Raw genomic sequence first — 21,562 nt, forward strand, 5'->3', positions numbered from 1 at the left:
AGGGTACCCGCGTTTAGTCTTTTTCCGGCAGCGTATCGTCGGGAACGTTTTTCATCAGCATCGCTGCTCTACGGCGAGCCATATTTTGTGCATAGCGGCGAATGCTAACGGTATTGTCTTTCTCGTCTACAATTTCGATACCCAGCAAATGCTCCAAGACATCTTCCAATGTCACAATGCCTTCCAGCCCGCCGTACTCATCCACAACCATAAAAATATGAATGCGTTTTTCTATGAACAAGTCCACCACGTTAGAGAGGGGCATGCTACTTAGAACTGTGATCATATCGCGATGGTAATCTTTCAGTTGCTTATCTGTATTGCCCCTAGCATAAGCTAACAGCAAATCTGAACGCATCACAAACCCATGAATGTTCTCGTTATCGTCGTCGCTATATACTGGAATGCGAGAGTATTCCATATGTGAGTGCTTGTGAAAAAACGCTTCAACGGTCATATTTTCAGACAGAGAGAACATGGAAGTGCGATGGGTCATGGCATCTTTTACACTGACATGGTGCATATTCAACATATTCTGTACAAAGGCCGTTTCTTTCTCGGCTAATTGTCCCTCCTGACCAGACAGTTCTGCCATGGCCTGAAGTTCGTCCCGGCTTAGTCCTCGCAAGGGACTGTCTTCCTTAAACCCTTTCGTGAGCTTTTCCGAGAACCAAACAAAAGGAGCGAGGATCAAGGTTAAGTATTTTAGAAACCAGGCCGTGGGAGCAGCCAAAAGTCGCCAATAGGTTGCGCCAAGTGTTTTGGGAATGATTTCAGAAAAAACCAGAATTAATAGTGTGAGAATAGCACTGATCACACCGAGATAAGCGTCGCCGAAGACTACTGCGGCTTGTGCCCCTGCACCGGCAGCGCCCATTGTGTGAGCAATGGTATTAAGCGTAAGAATCGCAGAAAGTGGTTTATTGATATCATCGGTAAGTTGACGCAATAAGGAACCTGTTGGTTTTTGCTCTTTTTCAAGCACCGAAATATAAGCTGACGATATACTCAGGATCACCGCTTCAGCAATGGAGCAAAGAAATGAAAATCCCAGCGCAATTAGCACGTATACAATTAGTAAAAACATGTGTTCCGATTGGTTGCTATTTTAACGCTAGCACCTTATCACACCTTTACCCGCTCTGTTTTACTTATATGAGTTCATTCAGGCTAAGTTAATAACAACACGAAAGAAAAAAGCCGTCTTTAAAAGACGGCCTATTGAGAAACATTTTGCTAGCTACAAACCTTAACTATGAGTTTGGGCTTTTTCTTTTCTAAACTTAGCAATGACTGACCAGGCTTCGAGCATTACCATGACACTTACCACCAGTACGACTGCATCTAGAAATACCAGTAAGTAGTTCTGCTCTATCCAGTATTCCTGAAGCTTAATAACACCAGCAAAAAACGCCATCACTAATACGAATGTCATCGGCACCAAGGTATATATTGCGGGACGATTCATTTTAATCAGCATGACTGAAATCACTAATAATGTCAGTGACGCCAGGATTTGGTTCGTGGAACCGAATAAGGGCCATATGATCATGCCCCCCGAACCCGATGAGCCGCCCGCGCCAAAGGCCAGCAATAAACATGTTGTCACCGCAACCAACGTGGCGACAATACCATTCTTGAGGAAGTGAAGGTTATAAATTTCCCCCCACTCCTGAATGATATACCGCTGTAGCCTTACTCCGGAATCCATGGTTGTACCTGCGAACAACACGACCATAACCGCAAGAATGGTAGACGAAAAGTCAACGGGCAAACCCCACCCACGCTGAATCAGGTTTGCCCCACCGGTGATGAATGCACTCACACTACCGTCGCCTAAATGGCTGTATACTTCGTGCCATTCTTCAGGTGATGCTGCTAGCGCCACGCCACTCACCGCAACAATCGTAATTAGCGCCAGACTTCCTTCGCCGACGGCGCCAAGGTAACCCACGAAACGAGCATCCGTTTCTTTATTCAACTGCTTCGAACTGGTTCCGGATGCGACGATACCGTGAAAACCCGATACAGCACCACAGGCAATAGTGACAAATAAAAGGGGAATAATACTGGGTGTATCCATTGCCGTTTGGGTATTAAACGCCGGGGCTGTGATATCTGGCATAGACATAAATACAGCGCCGTAAAGCAAAAGTAACCCCACTAACAATTGCATACCATTAATGAAATCACGGGGCTGCAAAAGCATCCAAACGGGTAACAAAGAAGCGATTGCAGCGTAGATAAAGAGAATGATTATCCAATTAGCATTAGCCGTTAATCCAAACAGGTTTTCCGGAAGTGATATCGGTATATAGCTGCCAGCATATACAGAAGCGTAAAGAACAATAATACCGATAATACACATGGGGATAAGGCTAAAGTTTCGTTTCAATAGTTGGCCGATGACAAGGGCAACCACGATTGCCGTCCATGCGGGAAAAACGGCATTTGGCTGACTGACAAAGGATTTGGCTATGACTACGCCGAATACCGCGTTCACCATAAGCAAAACCAGAAAGATCACCACCATGAAAAGCGCCCTGGATCGTTTCCCAATAACACCTTCCGAAAGCGCTCCCATGGATTTACCTTTATGCCGGTTACTGGCCCAGAGTGCGCCCATATCGTGTACACCGGCAAAGAATATGGTACCAAACACAACCCAAAGTACAGCAGGAACCCACCCCCAATAAACTGCAATAGCAGGGCCGACAATAGGCGCAGCACCGGCTACAGAAGTAAAGTGATGACCCCACAATACCACTTTGTTTGTCGGCACGTAATCTACACCGTCAGCAAGTTCATGGGCTGGCGTGACGAACTTCTCGTCTAGCCTGAAAATCTTTGTTGCGATAAATTTTGAGTAAACAAACCAACCAAGCATCATGCCGATGATACCGAGAACGACAATCATAACTGATTGCATAGTGACCCCTTAAAAAACATTTTTTTCGGTGGTAATTGTTTATATTCTGTTAATAGTATTCAATTACACGCAATAAGCCAATGGGCCCACCACAAGACTTTTGCATTTCGTCTCATGTTGAAAATTAAACGTGTTTAGCTTTGAGATAGGGTTTGTGAAGTTAAAACTTACCGCAAAGCTCAGCATACTCAAATCTGCATTAGTAAAAAAACAAAAAAGGCCGCTTGCGCGACCTTTTTTTGGACTAGCGTGATGCTATCAACGATTACTCGATGATTTTAGCAACAACACCAGCACCTACTGTACGACCACCTTCACGGATTGCGAAGCGCAGACCTTCTTCCATCGCGATAGGAGCGATCAGGTCAACTTCGAATTTCAGGTTGTCACCAGGCATTACCATTTCTACGCCTTCAGGAAGCTGTACAGCACCTGTTACGTCAGTTGTACGGAAGTAGAACTGAGGACGATAGCCTTTAAAGAATGGCGTGTGACGGCCACCTTCGTCTTTGCTCAGTACGTATACTTCTGCTTCAAACTTAGTGTGAGGAGTGATTGAACCAGGCTTAGCCAGTACTTGACCACGCTCAACTTCGTCACGCTTAGTACCACGCAGAAGAACACCAACGTTCTCACCTGCACGGCCTTCGTCAAGAAGCTTACGGAACATTTCAACACCAGTACAAGTAGTCTTGGTAGTATCTTTGATACCTACGATTTCTACTTCTTCACCGACCTTGATGATACCTTGCTCAACACGACCAGTTACAACAGTACCACGGCCTGAGATTGAGAATACGTCTTCGATTGGCAGGATGAAAGGCTTATCGATTGCACGCTCTGGCTCTGGGATGTAGCTGTCTAATGCTTCACCCAACTCGATGATTTTCTTTTCCCACTCTGCGTCACCTTCCAGTGCTTTCAGAGCAGAACCCTGAATTACTGGCAGGTCGTCACCTGGGAATTCATATTCAGTCAGAAGTTCACGAACTTCCATTTCTACCAGCTCAAGCAGCTCTTCATCATCAACCATGTCACATTTGTTCATGAATACGATGATGTAAGGAATACCAACCTGACGACCAAGTAGGATGTGCTCACGAGTCTGTGGCATAGGGCCATCAGTTGCTGCCACTACCAGGATACCACCGTCCATCTGAGCAGCACCGGTGATCATGTTTTTAACGTAATCAGCGTGTCCTGGGCAGTCTACGTGTGCGTAGTGGCGAGTAGGCGTGTCATATTCTACGTGTGAAGTAGAAATGGTGATACCACGCGCTTTTTCTTCAGGTGCGTTATCGATTTGATCGAAAGCCTGAGCAGAACCACCGTAAGTCTTTGAAAGAACTGTAGTGATTGCTGCAGTCAGCGTAGTTTTACCGTGGTCAACGTGGCCGATAGTACCCACGTTTACGTGGGGTTTCGTACGTTCAAACTTTTCTTTTGCCATTTTTCTCGTTTCCTAAGTTAAAAGTCCGACCCAATACAGACCGGACCGAACCTTCATTAAGATTTAATTTCTAGATTCGATAATTGCTTTAGCAACATTGCTAGGCGCTTCAGAATAATTGAAGAACTCCATAGAGTATGACGCGCGACCCTGCGTTTGTGAACGCAGATCTGTGGCATACCCAAACATTTCTGAAAGTGGTACCTTCGCGCGTACTAGTTTTACGCCCGCTACACCGTCTTCCATACCTTCGATCATGCCGCGACGACGGTTGAGGTCACCAACAACATCACCCATCCAATCTTCCGGAGTTGTCACTTCAACTTTCATAGTGGGTTCGAGCAATACCGGATTTGCCTCAGCGCACCCTTTCTTGAAACCCATAGAACCGGCGATTTTAAACGCCATTTCAGAAGAGTCAACATCATGGTATGAACCATCAAACAGCGTAACCTTGACATCTAGTACCGGATACCCTGCAAGCACACCATTTTGCAGCTGTTCCTGAATTCCTTTGTCCACCGCTGGAATAAACTCTTTAGGTACTACACCGCCAACGATTTCATTTACGAACTCGTAGCCTGCACCTTCTTCCTGCGGTTCGATCTTCAACCAGACATGGCCAAACTGACCGCGACCGCCTGATTGTCTGACAAACTTGCCTTCTGCTTCAACCGTTTTGCGAATGGTTTCACGATAAGCAACCTGAGGCTTACCAACATTACATTCAACCTTAAATTCGCGTTTCATACGGTCAACGATTATATCAAGATGCAACTCTCCCATACCTGAGATAATTGTTTGGCCAGTTTCGTCATCAGTATGCACTTTGAAAGACGGATCTTCTGCGGCAAGTTTACCCAATGCCAAACCCATTTTTTCCTGGTCCGCCTGGGATTTAGGTTCTACCGCGATGGAAATTACCGGATCCGGGAATTCCATTCTTTCAAGTGTAATAACATGATTGGGATCGCACAAGGTGTCACCCGTTGTCACGTCTTTTAATCCGATTGCAGCTGCAATGTCACCTGCACGGACTTCTTTCAATTCTTCACGGTCTTTGGCGTGCATTTGTACAATACGTCCAAAGCGCTCGCGTTTGCCTTTTACCGGGTTAAACACAGTGTCACCCGTGTTAACCACACCAGAGTAGCATCGGAAGAACGTTAGCGTACCCACGAATGGGTCAGTAGCAATTTTAAAAGCCAGGGCAGAGAATGGCTCATTGTCATCGGCGTGTCTCTCACCTTCTGATTCATCTTCCAATATGCCTTCAATGGCCGGTACGTCCACTGGAGAAGGCAGATATTCGATAACCGCATCTAACACTGCTTGGACACCTTTATTCTTAAAGGCACTACCACAAGCAGCAAGTACGATTTCATTGTTCAGAACACGGGTACGCAACGCATCACGGATTTCCTCTTCGGACAGGTCTTCACCTTCCAGGTACTTTTCCATGAGCTCTTCAGACGCTTCAGCTGCCGCTTCTATCATTTCAGTGCGGTATTTTTCAGCTTTATCCACGAGTTCTGCTGGAATGTCTTCATAGGTAAAAGTCATACCCATATCTTCGGCATTCCAGTTTATGGCTTTCATCTTGATTAAATCGATGACGCCACGGAATTCTTCTTCTGCGCCGATATTAAGTTGAATCGGTACACAGTTTGCGCCTAAGCGCTTACGGATTTGTGCAATAACCCGTTCAAAATCGGCACCCGCACGGTCCATCTTATTGACGAAAACCATGCGTGGTACACGATATTTATCAGCCTGACGCCAGACTGTTTCTGATTGAGGCTCTACACCTGAAGACCCACAGAACACCACTACCGCACCGTCAAGCACACGCAAAGACCGTTCAACTTCAATAGTGAAGTCTACGTGTCCCGGCGTATCGATGATATTGATACGATGTTGGTCGTACTGTTGTTGCATACCCGACCAGAAACAGGTGGTAGCAGCAGAAGTAATGGTGATACCACGCTCCTGCTCTTGCTCCATCCAGTCCATAGTGGCAGCACCATCATGTACTTCACCGATTTTATGGGATAGCCCTGTGTAAAACAGGACTCGCTCTGTGGTCGTGGTTTTACCCGCGTCTACGTGAGCGACAATACCAATATTACGATAACGTTCAATTGGGGTCTTACGAGGCATACATCTCTCTCAGTTTATACGTTGATTACCAACGATAGTGTGCGAACGCTTTGTTCGCTTCGGCCATACGGTGAACGTCTTCACGTTTCTTAACCGCAGAACCTTTGTTGTCTGCTGCATCTAACATTTCAGCTGCAAGGCGTTGTGCCATGGATTTTTCGCCACGTTTACGTGCCGCTTCTACCATCCAACGCATACCAAGCGCGTTACGACGAACAGGACGAACTTCTACAGGAACCTGATAAGTAGAACCACCAACACGGCGTGATTTTACTTCCACTGTAGGACGAATGTTGTCCAGTGCATCTTCGAACACGTCAAGGTGTGCTTTGCCGGTTTTTTCAGCAACAATATCAAGCGCACCGTAAACAATCTTTTCAGCAACTGATTTCTTGCCGTCGAGCATTACGACATTCATGAATTTAGCAAGCAGTTGTGAACCAAATTTTGGTTCAGGTAGGATTTTACGTTGACCTACGACTCTTCTTCTTGGCATTTTACTATTCTCCGTATGAATTCAGGGAAATCCCAAAACTCTAATTACTTCAGTTTGGCCTTACTAACGGAGAACCGTTAAGATTTTGGCCGTTTAGCGCCGTACTTAGAACGGGCTTGACGACGATCGTTAACGCCTGCGCAGTCCAAAGTACCGCGAACAGTGTGATAACGAACACCTGGTAAGTCTTTAACACGACCACCGCGAATAAGCACAACACTGTGCTCTTGTAAGTTGTGGCCTTCACCACCGATGTATGAAGAAACTTCAAAACCGTTAGTTAAACGTACACGGCACACTTTACGTAGTGCTGAGTTTGGTTTCTTAGGCGTAGTAGTATATACACGTGTACATACACCACGTCTTTGTGGGCAAGCTTGCAGTGCAGCTACGTTGCTTTTCGCAACTGGCTGACGGCGTGGCTTACGCACTAACTGGTTAACTGTTGCCATTAACTAGCTCCTGATTATAAACAATAAAAACCCGTTACCATGGACGGGTCTGCTTTTGCGGCATTATGTGATTACTGATTTAAGTAAAAAGACGCTCTATCTTTTTACTGCACCAATAAAAACCGCGACCTTTGTTGGTTAGCCGCATTTTGCGGTTTATCCCAAATTCGGGTCGCGGAATTCTAATGATCTCATAAGCCAGTGTCAAGGTGTACAAAGGATAACCACATGATTATTCCTTGATCGCCACCAAAACACAGACAGATGACAGCGATCTGCCATCTGTCAATACACTTACTCGTCTGCTGAGCTGTCGTTGCCAACTTCCGCGTTTAACGCTTCAGTTAACGCTTGCTCTGCTTCAGCAGCAGACACAGACATCTCTTCGATATCTTCTGCACGCTTCTGCATACGGCGTTCGTGGTAAGCGAATCCAGTACCTGCCGGGATCAAACGGCCAACAATTACGTTCTCTTTCAGACCGCGCAGATCATCTTCTTTACCCTGAACCGCAGCTTCGGTAAGAACCCGAGTTGTTTCCTGGAACGATGCTGCAGAGATAAATGACTCTGTAGACAGCGAGGCTTTGGTAATACCCAGTAACTGTGTTTCATACAGCGCTGGTAATTTACCGGCTTTTTCCATTTCACGGTTAGCGATCTTAACGTGAGCAACTTCTACCTGTTCACCTTCAAGGAACTGGGTATCGCCCGGTGCAGTAATAATACACTTACGCAGCATCTGACGGATAACAACCTCGATGTGCTTATCGTTAATTTTTACACCTTGCAGACGATATACTTCCTGAACTTCGTTCACAATGTAGTTAGAAACCGCACTGATTCCGCGCAGGCGCAGGATATCATGAGGTGACTCAGGACCATCTGCGATAACTTCACCACGCTCAACCTGCTCACCTTCGAACACGTTCAGCTGGCGCCACTTAGGAATCATCTCTTCGTAAGCTTCACCGCCATCAGTTGGGGTGATAACTAAGCGTTTCTTACCTTTGGTTTCTTTACCGAAGCCAATGGAACCAGAAATTTCTGCCAGGATAGCAGGCTCTTTCGGCTTACGCGCTTCAAACAAGTCAGCAACCCGTGGTAGACCACCGGTAATATCACGTGTTTTCGAGCTCTCTTGCGGAATACGTGCTAACACGTCACCAGCATGAGCAAGCTTACCATCAGCCGCTTCAATGGTTGTAAAGCTTGGCAAACGGATTTCCTGCAAGCCAGTTTCTTCACTCTCGAGAATCAACTTAGGCTCTTTGGCATTTACCTTGGCAAGATCTTTTACAACGATACGCGTCAGACCAGTAAGTTCGTCCTGCTGCATTTCGGTGTTTGAATCGTCGATATCAGCAAAAGAGATCTTAGACGGACGCTCAACGATGATTGGGTGACTATGCGGATCCCAGTTTGCTACGATTTCGCCAGCTTCTACTGCTGCGCCATCGTCGACAGACAGAATCGCACCATAAGGCACTTTATAACGCTCTTTTTCACGACCGTGACTGTCAATTACAGTCAGTTCAGTTGAACGTGAAACGATAACAACTTTGTCGTCAGTGTTACGAACGAACTTAGCGTTATGCATCTTCAGGCTACCAGCCGTCTTAACTTGTACGCTGTTTTCAGCAGACGCTCTCGATGCCGCACCACCGATGTGGAACGTACGCATGGTAAGCTGTGTACCTGGTTCACCGATTGACTGCGCGGCAATTACACCCACAGATTCACCTTTGGCAACCATGTGGCCACGTGCAAGGTCACGACCATAACACTTGGCACAAACACCGAAGTCATTGTCACAAGTGATTACTGAGCGAACCATCATCTGGTCAACAGAGTTTTGCTCAAGCAAATCTACCAGTGCTTCGTCCAGCAGCGTGTTACGCTCAACCAGTACTTCATCAGTACCCGGCTTGATTACGTCTTCTGCTACCACACGACCCAACACTCGCTCACGCAACGGCTCAACAACGTCACCACCTTCAATCAAAGGTGTCATCTTAACGCCTTCGAAGGTACCGCAGTCATCGTTAGTGATAACCAAATCCTGAGCAACGTCTACCAGACGACGAGTCAGATAACCTGAGTTCGCAGTCTTCAATGCAGTATCGGCAAGACCTTTACGTGCGCCGTGAGTTGAGATGAAGTACTGAAGTACGTTCAGACCTTCACGGAAGTTAGCTGTGATAGGCGTTTCGATGATTGAACCATCTGGTTTCGCCATCAGACCACGCATACCAGCCAACTGACGAATCTGTGCGGCACTACCACGAGCACCGGAGTCGGCCATCATATATACAGAGTTAAATGAAGCTTGCTCTTCTTCTTCGCCGTCACGGTTGATAACAGTGTCAGTTTTCAGGTTATCCATCATGGCCTTAGCAACTTTTTCGTTTGCATTTGACCAGATATCTATAACCTTGTTGTAACGCTCACCAGCGGTAACAAGACCATTTTGGAACTGTTCCTGAATCTCAATAACTTCAGCTTCTGCCCCCTCGATGATGTCTTTCTTCGCATCAGGGATAACCATATCGTCGATACCAACAGATGCACCCGCAATCATCGCGTAGTGGAAACCGGTATACATGATTTGGTCAGCGGCGATTACTGTGTCCTTAAGACCCAATGTACGGTAACAAGCATTCAGCAAACGTGAAATCTGCTTCTTACCCATAGCCTGGTTGATGATTTCAAACGGCAGACCTTTCGGCAAAATTAACGAGAAAATAGCGCGACCAACAGTCGTATCTGTCAGCGTTACTTTTTCTGTCTTAGTACCGTCTTCAGCAACATCGTACTCAGTGATACGCACTTTCACACGAGCATGCAATTCAGCAGCATCAGTACGATACGCTTTTTCAGCTTCGTGCGGACTTGTGAATACCATGCCTTCACCGCGACCATTTACTTTTTCACGAGTCAGGTAGTAAAGACCTAATACAACGTCCTGTGAAGGTACGATGATAGGTTCACCGTTCGCAGGCGACAGGATGTTGTTTGTAGACATCATCAGGGCACGAGCTTCTAACTGGGCTTCGAGAGTCAGAGGTACGTGAACCGCCATTTGGTCACCGTCGAAGTCAGCGTTATATGCCGCACACACCAGAGGGTGCAACTGAATTGCTTTACCTTCGATAAGGGTAGGTTCAAATGCCTGAATACCAAGTCTGTGAAGTGTTGGAGCACGGTTAAGTAATACAGGGTGTTCACGGATTACTTCATCCAGTACATCCCATACTTCCGGTGCTTCACGCTCTACCAGCTTCTTCGCAGCTTTGATGGTAGTCGCCAGACCACGACCTTCCAGTTTGCCATAGATGAAAGGCTTGAATAACTCAAGTGCCATCTTCTTAGGCAGACCACATTGATGCAAACGCAGTGTAGGACCAACCGTGATTACAGAACGACCGGAGTAGTCAACACGCTTACCAAGCAGGTTCTGACGGAAACGACCTTGCTTACCTTTAATCATGTCGGCAAGTGATTTCAGAGGACGCTTGTTAGAGCCAGTAATAGCACGACCGCGTCGACCGTTATCAAGTAACGCATCTACCGCTTCCTGCAACATACGCTTTTCGTTACGTACAATGATGTCAGGTGCAGCAAGATCTAACAAACGCTTAAGACGGTTGTTACGGTTGATAACACGACGATACAGATCGTTAAGGTCAGACGTTGCGAAACGGCCGCCATCCAGAGGTACCAAAGGACGTAAATCTGGTGGAAGAACAGGAAGAACTGTCATGATCATCCACTCTGGCTTGTTACCAGATTGCTGGAATGATTCAAGCAACTTCAAACGCTTAGTGATCTTTTTACGCTTGGTTTCAGAGTTGATAGAAGGCAACTCTTCACGCATAGCAGCAACATCTGCATCTACGTCTAATACCTTAAGCAGATCGAAAACAGCTTCTGCACCCATTTTCGCGTCAAACTCATCACCATGCTCTTCAAGTGCATCCAGGTACTCTTCTTCATTCAGAAGCTGGCTGCGCTCTAGGGTAGTCATACCAGGCTCAGTAACTACGTAAGATTCAAAGTACAGTACACGCTCGATATCGCGCAATGTCATATCTAGCATCAGGCCGATACGTGACGGCAATGATTTTAAGAACCAGATGTGTGCAACCGGGCTAGCCAGCTCGATGTGACCCATACGCTCACGACGAACTTTAGTCAGGGTTACTTCAACACCACACTTCTCACAGATAACACCACGGTGTTTCAGACGCTTATACTTACCACAAAGACATTCATAGTCTTTAACAGGTCCGAAAATACGGGCACAGAACAAACCGTCACGCTCTGGCTTGAACGTACGGTAGTTAATGGTTTCAGGCTTCTTAACTTCACCAAATGACCATGAACGAATCATGTCAGGTGATGACAGACCGATTCGAATATTATCGAACTCTTCAGTCTTGTTTTGTTGCTTTAGAAACTTTAATAAGTCTTTCACATTACTCTCCCGGCGGAGTCAGTCTCTATAGCCCGGCGAACCGGGCCATCAAATCATACAATGGCAATAGCCGTATTACTTTTCTTCCAGCTCGATATTGATACCGAGTGAACGAATTTCTTTAAGCAATACGTTGAAGGATTCAGGCATGCCCGGCTCCATTCTGTGATCGCCATCCACGATGTTCTTGTACATTTTGGTACGACCGTTAACGTCATCTGACTTAACAGTTAGCATTTCCTGCAGGGTATAAGCAGCACCATATGCTTCAAGTGCCCACACTTCCATCTCTCCGAAGCGCTGACCACCGAATTGTGCTTTACCACCCAGAGGCTGCTGTGTAACCAGGCTGTAAGAACCAGTAGAACGAGCGTGCATCTTGTCGTCTACCAAGTGGTTCAGTTTCAGCATGTACATGTAACCTACCGTTACCGGACGTTCGAATTCGCGACCCGTACGGCCGTCAAACAAGGTGATTTGTCCGCTTTCTGGCAAGTCAGCCAATTTCAACATCGCTTTAATTTCTGCTTCTTTCGCACCAGAGAATACTGGTGTGGCAACAGGAACACCTTTGCGCAGGTTATCAGCAAGACGCAGTACTTCATCATCAGAGAAGTTATCGATGTCTACTTCCTGGTGGTTTTCACCTAAGGTGTAAACCTCTTTCAGGAAACCGCGTAACTTAGCAAGTTCTTCCTGCTCTTTGAGCATTCTGTCGATCTTCACGCCCAGACCGTGAGCCGCCATACCTAAGTGCGTTTCAAGGATCTGACCGATGTTCATCCGCGACGGTACACCCAGAGGGTTCAATACGATGTCTACCGGCGTGCCGTTTTCATCGTATGGCATATCTTCAACTGGAATAACCGTTGAGATAACACCTTTGTTACCGTGACGACCAGCCATCTTGTCACCAGGCTGGATGTGACGTTTAACCGCGAGATAAACTTTAACAATCTTAAGTACGCCCGGCGCAAGGTCGTCACCCTGAGTGATCTTACGACGCTTGTTCTCGAACTTCTTATCGAAATCAGATTTAATTTCGATGTGCTGTTCAGCGATTTGGTCAAGCTCGTTTTGCGCGTCTTCGTTAGTCAGTGGAATTTCCAGCCACTTTTCACGAGGCATGCTTTCTAACTTGGCTTCATCAACACCAGCGTTGATAAGTAAGTTACGGGCACGGGCGAAGATACCGTCGGCAAGGATATTGAATTCATCAGACAGGTCTTTCTTAACCTGACGTAACTGCATGTCTTCAATTTCCAGTGCGCGCTTGTCTTTTTCTACGCCGTCACGGGTAAATACCTGAACGTCAATAACAGTACCGTGTACAGAGTTAGGCACTCGCAATGAAGTATCTTTAACGTCAGATGCTTTTTCACCGAAGATAGCACGTAACAGTTTTTCTTCCGGAGTCAGCTGCGTTTCACCTTTAGGCGTAACTTTACCTACCAGAATGTCGCCGCCTTTCACTTCTGCACCGATGTAAACAACACCAGATTCATCAAGTTTGCCCAGTGCAGCTTCACCTACGTTAGGTATATCAGAAGAAATTTCTTCTGGCCCAAGCTTGGTGTCACGAGCAATACAGCTCAACTCTTGAATGTGAATAGTTGTGAAACGGTCTTCCTGAGCAACACGCTCTGAAATCAGAATCGAGTCTTCGAAGTTGTAACCATTCCAAGGCATGAATGCGATACGCATGTTCTGCCCCAGTGCCAACTCACCTAAGTCGGTTGACGGACCGTCAGCCAACACATCACCGGCAACAATAGGATCACCTACGTTACAGGTTGGCTTCTGGTTAATACAAGTATTCTGGTTAGAGCGGGTGTATTTGGTCAGATTGTAGATATCGATACCCGCTTCGCCAGGAAGCATCTCATCTTCATCTACCTTGATTACGATGCGGCTCGCATCGACGTAATCAACCATACCACCGCGTTTAGCAACAACGGTTACACCGGAGTCAACCGCTACGGTTTTCTCCATACCTGTACCTACCAACGGCTTATCTGCACGCAGTGTAGGTACCGCTTGACGTTGCATGTTCGCACCCATCAATGCACGGTTGGCGTCATCGTGTTCCAGGAAAGGGATGATGCTCGCAGCAACCGAAACGATTTGCTGAGGCGATACATCCATATATTTAATTTCTTCCTTCGGCATCAGCGTGGTTTCACCACGGTGACGTGAAGGGATCAGGTCATCGATTAGTGCGCCATTTTCGTCAACCGCCACATTTGCCTGGGCGATTTTGAACTGGCCTTCTTCGATAGCTGACAAATAATCGATTTCATCAGTGATAACACCATCTTCGATACGACGGAACGGCGTTTCGAGGAAACCAAAATCATTGGTACGCGCGAAGCTTGCCAATGAGTTGATCAAACCGATGTTTGGACCTTCAGGCGTTTCAATAGGACACAGACGACCGTAGTGCGTCGGGTGTACGTCTCGAACTTCAAAGCCTGCGCGCTCACGTGTAAGACCACCCGGGCCTAAGGCAGAAATACGACGCTTGTGCGTTACTTCTGACAACGGGTTGTTTTGGTCCATGAACTGAGACAGCTGCGAAGAACCGAAGAACTCCTTAACTGCTGCAGAAATTGGCTTGGCGTTGATCAAATCCTGTGGCATCACGTTGTCAAGGTCACCCAGAGACAAACGCTCTTTTACTGCACGTTCCACACGTACCAAGCCTACGCGGAATTGGTTTTCTGCCATTTCGCCCACTGAGCGAATACGACGGTTTCCAAGGTGATCGATGTCATCTACCTCATCCTTACCATCACGGATAAGAATAAGTTGCTTCATTACCGACACGATATCGTCTTTGTCCAGCGTACCTGAACCAACGAGTTCTTCACGGCCTAAGCGACGGTTGAACTTCATACGACCAACAGATGATAAATCGTAGCGATCGTCAGAGAAGAATAGGTTGTCGAACAGAGTTTCTGCGGCGTCTTTTGTTGGTGGTTCACCTGGACGCATCATGCGGTATATTTCTACCAAGGCTTCAAGACGGTTTGTTGAACTGTCTATTCTCAGCGTGTCAGAAATGTAAGAGCCATGATCCAATTCATTGATGTACAGGGTTTCAAATTCTTTAACACCTGCCTGGCTAAGCTCAGCCATCAATTCAAGGGTAACTTCATCATTCGCGTTGACGATAACTTCGCCAGTATCTTCATTCACATAAGTGCGTGCAAAGACACGACCAACCATATATTCAGCTGGTACTTCAAGCTCGGTAACGCCCGCTTTTTCAAGAGCGCGGGTGTGACGTGCAGATACCCGGCGACCGGTTTCAACGATAACTTCGCCGTCGTTGTCCTTGATATCAAACTGTGCAGTTTCACCACGCAGACGATCAGGCACAACTTCCATCAGAAGCTTATTGTCTTCAATGCGAATTGACACCTTGTCAAAGAACAGATCAAGGATGTCTTCTGTCGTCATTTCAAGCGCGCGTAAGATAATCGTTGCAGGCAACTTACGACGACGGTCGATACGAACAAACAGGTTATCTTTAGGATCAAACTCAAAGTCTAACCACGACCCACGGTAAGGTATAACACGCGCGTTATACAATACTTTACCGGATGAGTGCGTTTTACCTTTGTCGTGATCAAAGAATACACCAGGGGAACGGTGCAACTGAGATACGATAACACGCTCAGTTCCATTAATGACGAACGTGCCGTTCTCTGTCATTAAAGGAATTTCACCCATGTACACTTCTTGTTCTTTTATATCTTTTACGGTACCAGGGGCAGCATCTTTATCGTATAAAACCAGACGCAGTTTTACTCTTAACGGAGCTGAATAGGTTACACCGCGAATTTGACATTCTTTAACGTCAAATACGGGCTCGCCCAGGCGATAGCTGACGTACTGCAGCTCAGAACTGCCTGAGTAACTTTTGATTGGAAACACAGAACGGAAAGCGGCTTCTAAACCATATTGACCGTCTGCATCGATCTCAATAAATTTTTTGAAAGAATCTAGCTGTGTTGAAAGGAGGTATGGAATTTCCAATACCTGTGGGTGTTTGCCAAAATCCTTACGGATACGTTTCTTTTCGCTATAAGAGTAAACCATGGGTTCCTCAGCCTGCTGATTTTTGACCCAACCTGCTGTCTGAACTAGTCAAACAACAAACTTCCACGACCCTTTTTCGGGGTAATTACATAGCATACACCAAAAATTAACCAAATATTAGTTAAGGTGTTGGTTTTATGCCTATTTATTTTCCCGACGTGCTTTTTTGGTGTTGTACAGTAAAGGGTTAAAAACTGTACACCCTACAGCGCAAAAAGGCTGGTGGTCAATATTAACCACCAGCCTTGCCGTTTCAGGCAGGTAATCTACGCAAGCAGATTACTTGATTTCTACTTCTGCACCAGCTTCTTCAAGCTCTTTCTTCAGTGCTTCAGCTTCATCTTTAGATACGCCTTCTTTGATAGCTTTAGGAGCAGATTCAACTACTTCTTTAGCTTCTTTCAGGCCAAGGCCAGTTGCGCCACGTACTGCTTTAATAACAGCAACTTTGTTGCCACCGAATGAAGTCATTACAACGTCAAATTCAGTTTTCTCTTCTGCAGCAGCAGCGTCACCGCCAGCAGCTGGGCCAGCAACTGCAACAGCAGCTGCAGCAGAAACGTTGAATTTTTCTTCAGCTGCTTCGATCAGTTCAACCAGTTCCATTACTGGCATTTCAGCGATCGCGTTTAAGATATCTTCTTTAGTCAGAGCCATGTTCTCTAAACTCCTGGGATTAAAATGTTAAAAAAATCAATATGCCAAAGACGCCAATTATTTGGTGTCTTTGACCGCCGCCAATACACGCACAAACTTGCCAGGAACTTCGTTGATTGTTTGAACGAATTTCCCAACTGGTGCTTTGAAGGTTGCAAGCAATTTCGCAAGCGCTTCGTCGCGGGTAGGCAGAGCTGCTACTGCATCCAGTTTTTCTGGACCAAGTAAGCCGCTACCAATTGAAAGAGCAGTAACTTTCAGCTTATCGTTAGTCTTACCGAAGTCTTTGAAAAGACGTGCTGCACCGCCAGGTGCATCGATAGAGAAACCATAGATAAGCGGGCCAGTTAAAGCGCTATCCAAGTCTGCAAATTGACTGTCTGCCAATGCACGCTTAGCCAGAGTATTACGTACAACCTTCAGGTATACGCCTTGCTCACGAGCTTTAACGCGCAGGTCAGTCAGTTCTGCAACTTCCATCCCACGGTATTCAGCAACGGCTACGGATAGAGCGCGAGACGCAACTTCAGAAACTTCTGCTACGATCTCTTTTTTTGCTGCTAAACCTAGTGCCACTGAGTTCACCTCATAAAATCTGATGTTTGTTCCGGTTGCCCTTCCCATTCATCAGTGTTCACAGATTGATACATCCACAATGTAGTTGTACCGCTCTACGGTGTTCGTTATCCCAGAGAGTCTGAGTCGAAACCACCGTCTGCGCAGGCTGTGCTTTTAAGCTAAACGTTGCTGCAAAAGCTCTCTTAATTCTTTTGCCGTCTAGCGCCTGCGGTCTTGGACGGGAGCCATCGATATTCGCTTTAGCGATATTCAACGGCTCCAACCCATAACCTTAAGAGACAGATGGGCTTATGCCACCTGTGAAAAGTCTTACAGACCTACAGTACCTTTATCAACAGATACGCCAGCGCCCATAGTGGTGCTCAGGCTAACTTTCTTGATGTAAGTACCTTTAGCTGAAGAAGGCTTAGCTTTCTTCAGTGCTTCAAGAAGCGCTTCCAGGTTTTCTTGGATCTGGTTAGCTTCAAAAGCAATCTTGCCGATGCTAGCGTGGATGATACCGTTCTTATCGTTACGGTAGCGAACCTGACCAGCTTTAGCATTTTTAACTGCTGTAGCAACGTCTGGTGTAACAGTACCAGTCTTAGGGTTAGGCATCAGGCCACGAGGACCTAAGATTTGACCCAGTTGACCAACAACGCGCATTGCGTCAGGGCTGGCAACTACTACGTCAAAGTTCATTTCGCCTTTCTTAACTTGCTCAGCTAAGTCTTCCATACCAACGATGTCAGCACCCGCTTCTTTCGCGGCTTCAGCGTTAGCACCCTGAGTGAACACTGCTACGCGAACTTCTTTACCAGTTCCGTTTGGCAGTACAGTCGCACCACGAACGTTTTGGTCAGATTTCTTCGCATCGATACCCAGGTTAATTGCAACGTCTACGCTCTCTGCAAACTTGGCTGTAGCCAGTTCTTTTAACAGAGCAACAGCTTCGTTGATATCGTATTCTTTAGTCGCGTCTACTTTTTCGCGGATCAGACGAGCGCGTTTGGTTAATTTAGCCATTCGATTAGTCCTCTACGTTCAAGCCCATTGAGCGAGCAGAACCCGCGATAGTGCGAACTGCTGCGTCAAGGTCAGCTGCAGTCAGATCCGGCTCTTTAGTCTTGGCGATTTCTTCCAATTGAGCACGAGTCACTTTACCCACTTTTTCAGTGTTAGGACGACCAGAACCACTCTTGATTCCAGCAGCCTTTTTCAGCAGGTAAGACGCAGGAGGAGTCTTCGTTTCGAATGTGAAAGAACGGTCTTCGTATACAGTAATTTCTACTGGTACCGGAGCGCCTTTCTCAAGACTTTCAGTTTTTGCGTTGAAAGCCTTACAGAATTCCATGATGTTAACACCGTGCTGACCCAGTGCAGGACCAACAGGTGGAGATGGGTTAGCAGCACCAGCTGCAACCTGTAGCTTAATTAAGCCGGTTACTTTTTTAGCCATAATAATGCTCTCGTCTTGGGTCTAACGCCTCGCAAATACCCGAGAATATTTGCTCTAACGGCTTCCCGTTGTGTTTCAAAGGGCGCGTAATGTACAACAATTAAGCTATTCACGCAACCCCTTGAGTGAATTAATTCGGATAATATCGGGTTTAAATTTAAGCTGCCATAGCAATGCTTTGACATTCCGTCATTTAATGATGGTCATTAGCTGCATAGGTACAATTATCCGTAAAATCTTTGCTATTAAAAAAACGCTTGTAAGCCGGTTTGCGCTCTTCCCAAAATAAGGCCATGTACGTCGTAAGTACCTTCATAGGTATTCACCGTTTCCAGATTTATCACATGACGTATGACATGGAACTCATCCGCAATCCCGTTACCGCCGTGCATATCTCTGGCCCAACGCGAAATATCCAAAGATTTACCACAATTGTTGCGCTTGACTAAAGAAATCATAGTTGGGTCCCAATTTCCCGTGTCGATGATTTGCCCCACCCGTAACGACGCTTGCAGTCCCAAAGTAATTTCTGTTTGCATATTCGCCAGCTTGGTTTGAAACAGCTGAGTTTGCGCCAGAGGTTTACCGAATTGCTTTCTGTCGAGCCCGTACTGACGTGCCGCATGCCAACAGTATTCTGCCGCTCCCAGCGCGCCCCAGGAAATGCCATAGCGAGCCATATTTAGGCAACTGAACGGCCCTTTCAACCCTCTCACTTCCGGGAACATGTTCTCTTCTGGAACGAACACATTGTCCATTACAATCTCACCAGTAATCGATGCTTTCAGAGACAACTTCCCGTCTATTTTTGGCGCACTCAACCCGTCCATGCCCTTTTCCAAAACAAAGCCGCAAATTTGATTATTATCGGCTTCATTTTTCGCCCACACGACAAATACGTCGGCAATAGGAGAGTTGGTGATCCACATTTTTGAGCCACTAAGGCGATAACCACCTTCCACTTTTTTAGCACGGGTTTTCATACCCGCGGGGTCAGAGCCCGCATCAGGCTCGGTCAACCCAAAGCAGCCGATGTATTCTCCACTGGCTAGTTTTGGCAAATATTTTTGTTTCTGAGCTTCCGTTCCAAAGGTATAAATAGGATGCATAACTAAAGAAGATTGCACACTCATTGCGCTGCGATATCCGGAATCTACCCTTTCCACTTCTCGCGCAACCAAACCATAACTGACATAATTAACCCCAGAACATTCGTAACCGTTAATGGTTGCACCAAGTAGCCCTACTTCACCGAATTTTCGCATGATGTTTGGGTCGAATTCTTCGTGCCGGTTAGCCATTAAGATCCCCGGCATTAACTCTTGCTGACAAAAATCATGTGCCATGTCACGGATCATGCGCTCATCTTCTGACAATTGATTATTCAACAGCAGAATATCGTCCCAGTTACTAAGTACTTTACCCATGGTTTACGTTTCTCTTTTTTTGGTTGTGCCAGTTTTATTTTTTTGGAACTTTATCTTTGACACCGATCAAATCTGGTACGTGCTATTATGAAGTAGACAAATCTAACTACATATATTTGGTATTGAAGTCATAAAAACCTCAATATCGTCTTATGATAATTGATTTGTAAATTAACAGTGAATTTTATTTGGGCGTGTTTCACGCTGCAAACGACCAAAAACAAAAACCCGGCTTCAAGCCGGGTTTTTTGATAATTAGAGGGGGATTAACCTTTTTCTACCTGGCCAAATTCCAGGTCGACTGGCGTAGAACGACCAAAGATAAGCACAGACACTTTTACGCGGCTCTTCTCGTAATCGACTTCTTCCACAACACCGTTGAAATCGGCAAAAGGCCCATCGGTAACGCGTACCACTTCGCCCGGTTCGAACAAAGTCTTCGGTCTTGGTTTGTCGGTATTCTCTTCCAGACGATTGAGAATAGCATCAGCTTCGCGCTTAGTAATTGGCATAGGGCGGTCTGAAGTACCACCGATGAAGCCCAGTACACGAGGTACACTTTTCACTAAGTGCCAAGACTGCTCGTTCATTTCCATTTCTACCAATACATAACCAGGGTAGAATTTACGCTCAGACTTGCGTTTTTGACCAGCACGCATTTCAACCACTTCTTCGGTAGGTACCAAAACCTGACCGAAAAAGGCTTCCATTTCGTGCATCTTGATATATTCAAGCAGTGTTTTCTTTACGCGAGATTCGTACTGCGAATAAGCCTGTACCACGTACCAGCGCTTTTTGTTTTCTGGCGCAGCCTGATTTTCTTCTGGTGTTTGGTTTTCTTCAGACATCTTACACTCCAATTCCAGTAATGAAGCCAACTAAACGAACAATTATGCCGTCTAAGCCCCATAATAACAGGCCAACAATAACCGTAGCAGCCATAACGATAAGGGTGGTTTGGTTGGTTTCCTGACGGGTCGGCCAGATAACCTTGCGCACTTCCATACGTGATTCTTTCGCGAAGGTTAAAAATGCACTGCCTTTAACCGTGGTAGCGGCAATAAAACCGGCAACAACCACTACGCCAACAGCTACAAGCGCCCGTATCAATACTGAAACTTCACCAAAGGTGTGGTTTGCAGCAATCAGGCCAGCTAATAAGGCAAAAATTACCAGCCATTTCATCATGTCCAATGGATTGGACGTATTTTCCGTTTTTTCGCTCATGTCACGATCCTAGCAATACTTCGTCGTCAGGCTCTACGAACTCTGCCATAGAGTTTAATGCTGGCAGGGGTGGAGGGACTCGAACCCCCAACCATCGGTTTTGGAGACCGCTGTTCTACCAATTCGAACTACACCCCTAAAAGTCTGTCTTAAGACAAAATTCAGTT

General features: G+C 46.2%; 15 protein-coding genes and 1 tRNA gene. All 16 read right to left on the minus strand.

The genetic code is table 11. The features are described from left to right. Window positions 1-13 precede the first annotated feature (13 nt). A complete protein-coding gene (locus ACXACM_RS00755; protein WP_474819131.1) occupies window positions 14-1,087 on the minus strand; it encodes a CNNM domain-containing protein in 1,074 nt (357 codons plus the stop codon). Between the two features lie 162 nt (window positions 1,088-1,249). After that, window positions 1,250-2,929 (minus strand): carbon starvation CstA family protein, encoded by a 1,680-nt coding sequence (locus ACXACM_RS00760; protein WP_474819132.1) that lies wholly within the window; start codon window positions 2,927-2,929, stop codon window positions 1,250-1,252. 265 nt (window positions 2,930-3,194) lie between these two features. Beyond that, on the minus strand, window positions 3,195-4,379 hold the full coding sequence (gene tuf / locus ACXACM_RS00765) for an elongation factor Tu (protein WP_474819134.1): 1,185 nt from the start codon (window positions 4,377-4,379) through the stop codon (window positions 3,195-3,197). A 63-nt stretch (window positions 4,380-4,442) separates the two neighbouring features. Then, complete coding sequence (gene fusA, locus ACXACM_RS00770) at window positions 4,443-6,539, minus strand: elongation factor G (RefSeq protein WP_474819136.1); 2,097 nt, start codon at window positions 6,537-6,539, stop codon at window positions 4,443-4,445. A gap of 25 nt (window positions 6,540-6,564) precedes the next feature. Then, entirely contained in the window at window positions 6,565-7,035 is a 471-nt protein-coding gene (gene rpsG, locus ACXACM_RS00775; RefSeq protein WP_070123208.1) for a 30S ribosomal protein S7, read from the minus strand. Between the two features lie 77 nt (window positions 7,036-7,112). Beyond that, window positions 7,113-7,487, minus strand: coding sequence for a 30S ribosomal protein S12 (rpsL, locus tag ACXACM_RS00780; protein ID WP_070123207.1), 375 nt, complete (start codon window positions 7,485-7,487; stop codon window positions 7,113-7,115). Window positions 7,488-7,781: 294 nt separating this feature from the next. Next, window positions 7,782-11,963 (minus strand): DNA-directed RNA polymerase subunit beta', encoded by a 4,182-nt coding sequence (gene rpoC / locus ACXACM_RS00785; protein ID WP_474819137.1) that lies wholly within the window; start codon window positions 11,961-11,963, stop codon window positions 7,782-7,784. Between the two features lie 75 nt (window positions 11,964-12,038). Beyond that, the gene (gene rpoB / locus ACXACM_RS00790) at window positions 12,039-16,067 is read right to left on the minus strand and encodes a DNA-directed RNA polymerase subunit beta (protein ID WP_474819138.1); all 4,029 of its coding nucleotides are present in this window, start codon (window positions 16,065-16,067) and stop codon (window positions 12,039-12,041) included. Between the two features lie 279 nt (window positions 16,068-16,346). Continuing rightward, complete coding sequence (rplL, locus tag ACXACM_RS00795) at window positions 16,347-16,724, minus strand: 50S ribosomal protein L7/L12 (RefSeq protein ID WP_015068303.1); 378 nt, start codon at window positions 16,722-16,724, stop codon at window positions 16,347-16,349. A gap of 57 nt (window positions 16,725-16,781) precedes the next feature. Continuing rightward, a complete protein-coding gene (rplJ, locus tag ACXACM_RS00800) occupies window positions 16,782-17,300 on the minus strand; it encodes a 50S ribosomal protein L10 (protein ID WP_014951041.1) in 519 nt (172 codons plus the stop codon). Between the two features lie 312 nt (window positions 17,301-17,612). Then, a complete protein-coding gene (gene rplA, locus ACXACM_RS00805) occupies window positions 17,613-18,308 on the minus strand; it encodes a 50S ribosomal protein L1 (RefSeq protein WP_474819139.1) in 696 nt (231 codons plus the stop codon). A 4-nt stretch (window positions 18,309-18,312) separates the two neighbouring features. Continuing rightward, on the minus strand, window positions 18,313-18,741 hold the full coding sequence (gene rplK / locus ACXACM_RS00810; protein WP_169211502.1) for a 50S ribosomal protein L11: 429 nt from the start codon (window positions 18,739-18,741) through the stop codon (window positions 18,313-18,315). A gap of 245 nt (window positions 18,742-18,986) precedes the next feature. Beyond that, on the minus strand, window positions 18,987-20,168 hold the full coding sequence (locus ACXACM_RS00815; RefSeq protein ID WP_474819140.1) for an acyl-CoA dehydrogenase: 1,182 nt from the start codon (window positions 20,166-20,168) through the stop codon (window positions 18,987-18,989). 266 nt (window positions 20,169-20,434) lie between these two features. Continuing rightward, a complete protein-coding gene (gene nusG / locus ACXACM_RS00820) occupies window positions 20,435-21,016 on the minus strand; it encodes a transcription termination/antitermination protein NusG (RefSeq protein WP_474819142.1) in 582 nt (193 codons plus the stop codon). Window position 21,017: 1 nt separating this feature from the next. Then, complete coding sequence (gene secE, locus ACXACM_RS00825) at window positions 21,018-21,395, minus strand: preprotein translocase subunit SecE (RefSeq protein ID WP_474819143.1); 378 nt, start codon at window positions 21,393-21,395, stop codon at window positions 21,018-21,020. Between the two features lie 61 nt (window positions 21,396-21,456). Beyond that, a tRNA-Trp gene (locus ACXACM_RS00830) sits at window positions 21,457-21,533 on the minus strand. Between the last annotated feature and the right edge of the window lie 29 nt (window positions 21,534-21,562).

The sequence above is a fragment of the Alteromonas sp. AWQ4_252 genome (assembly GCF_056158205.1).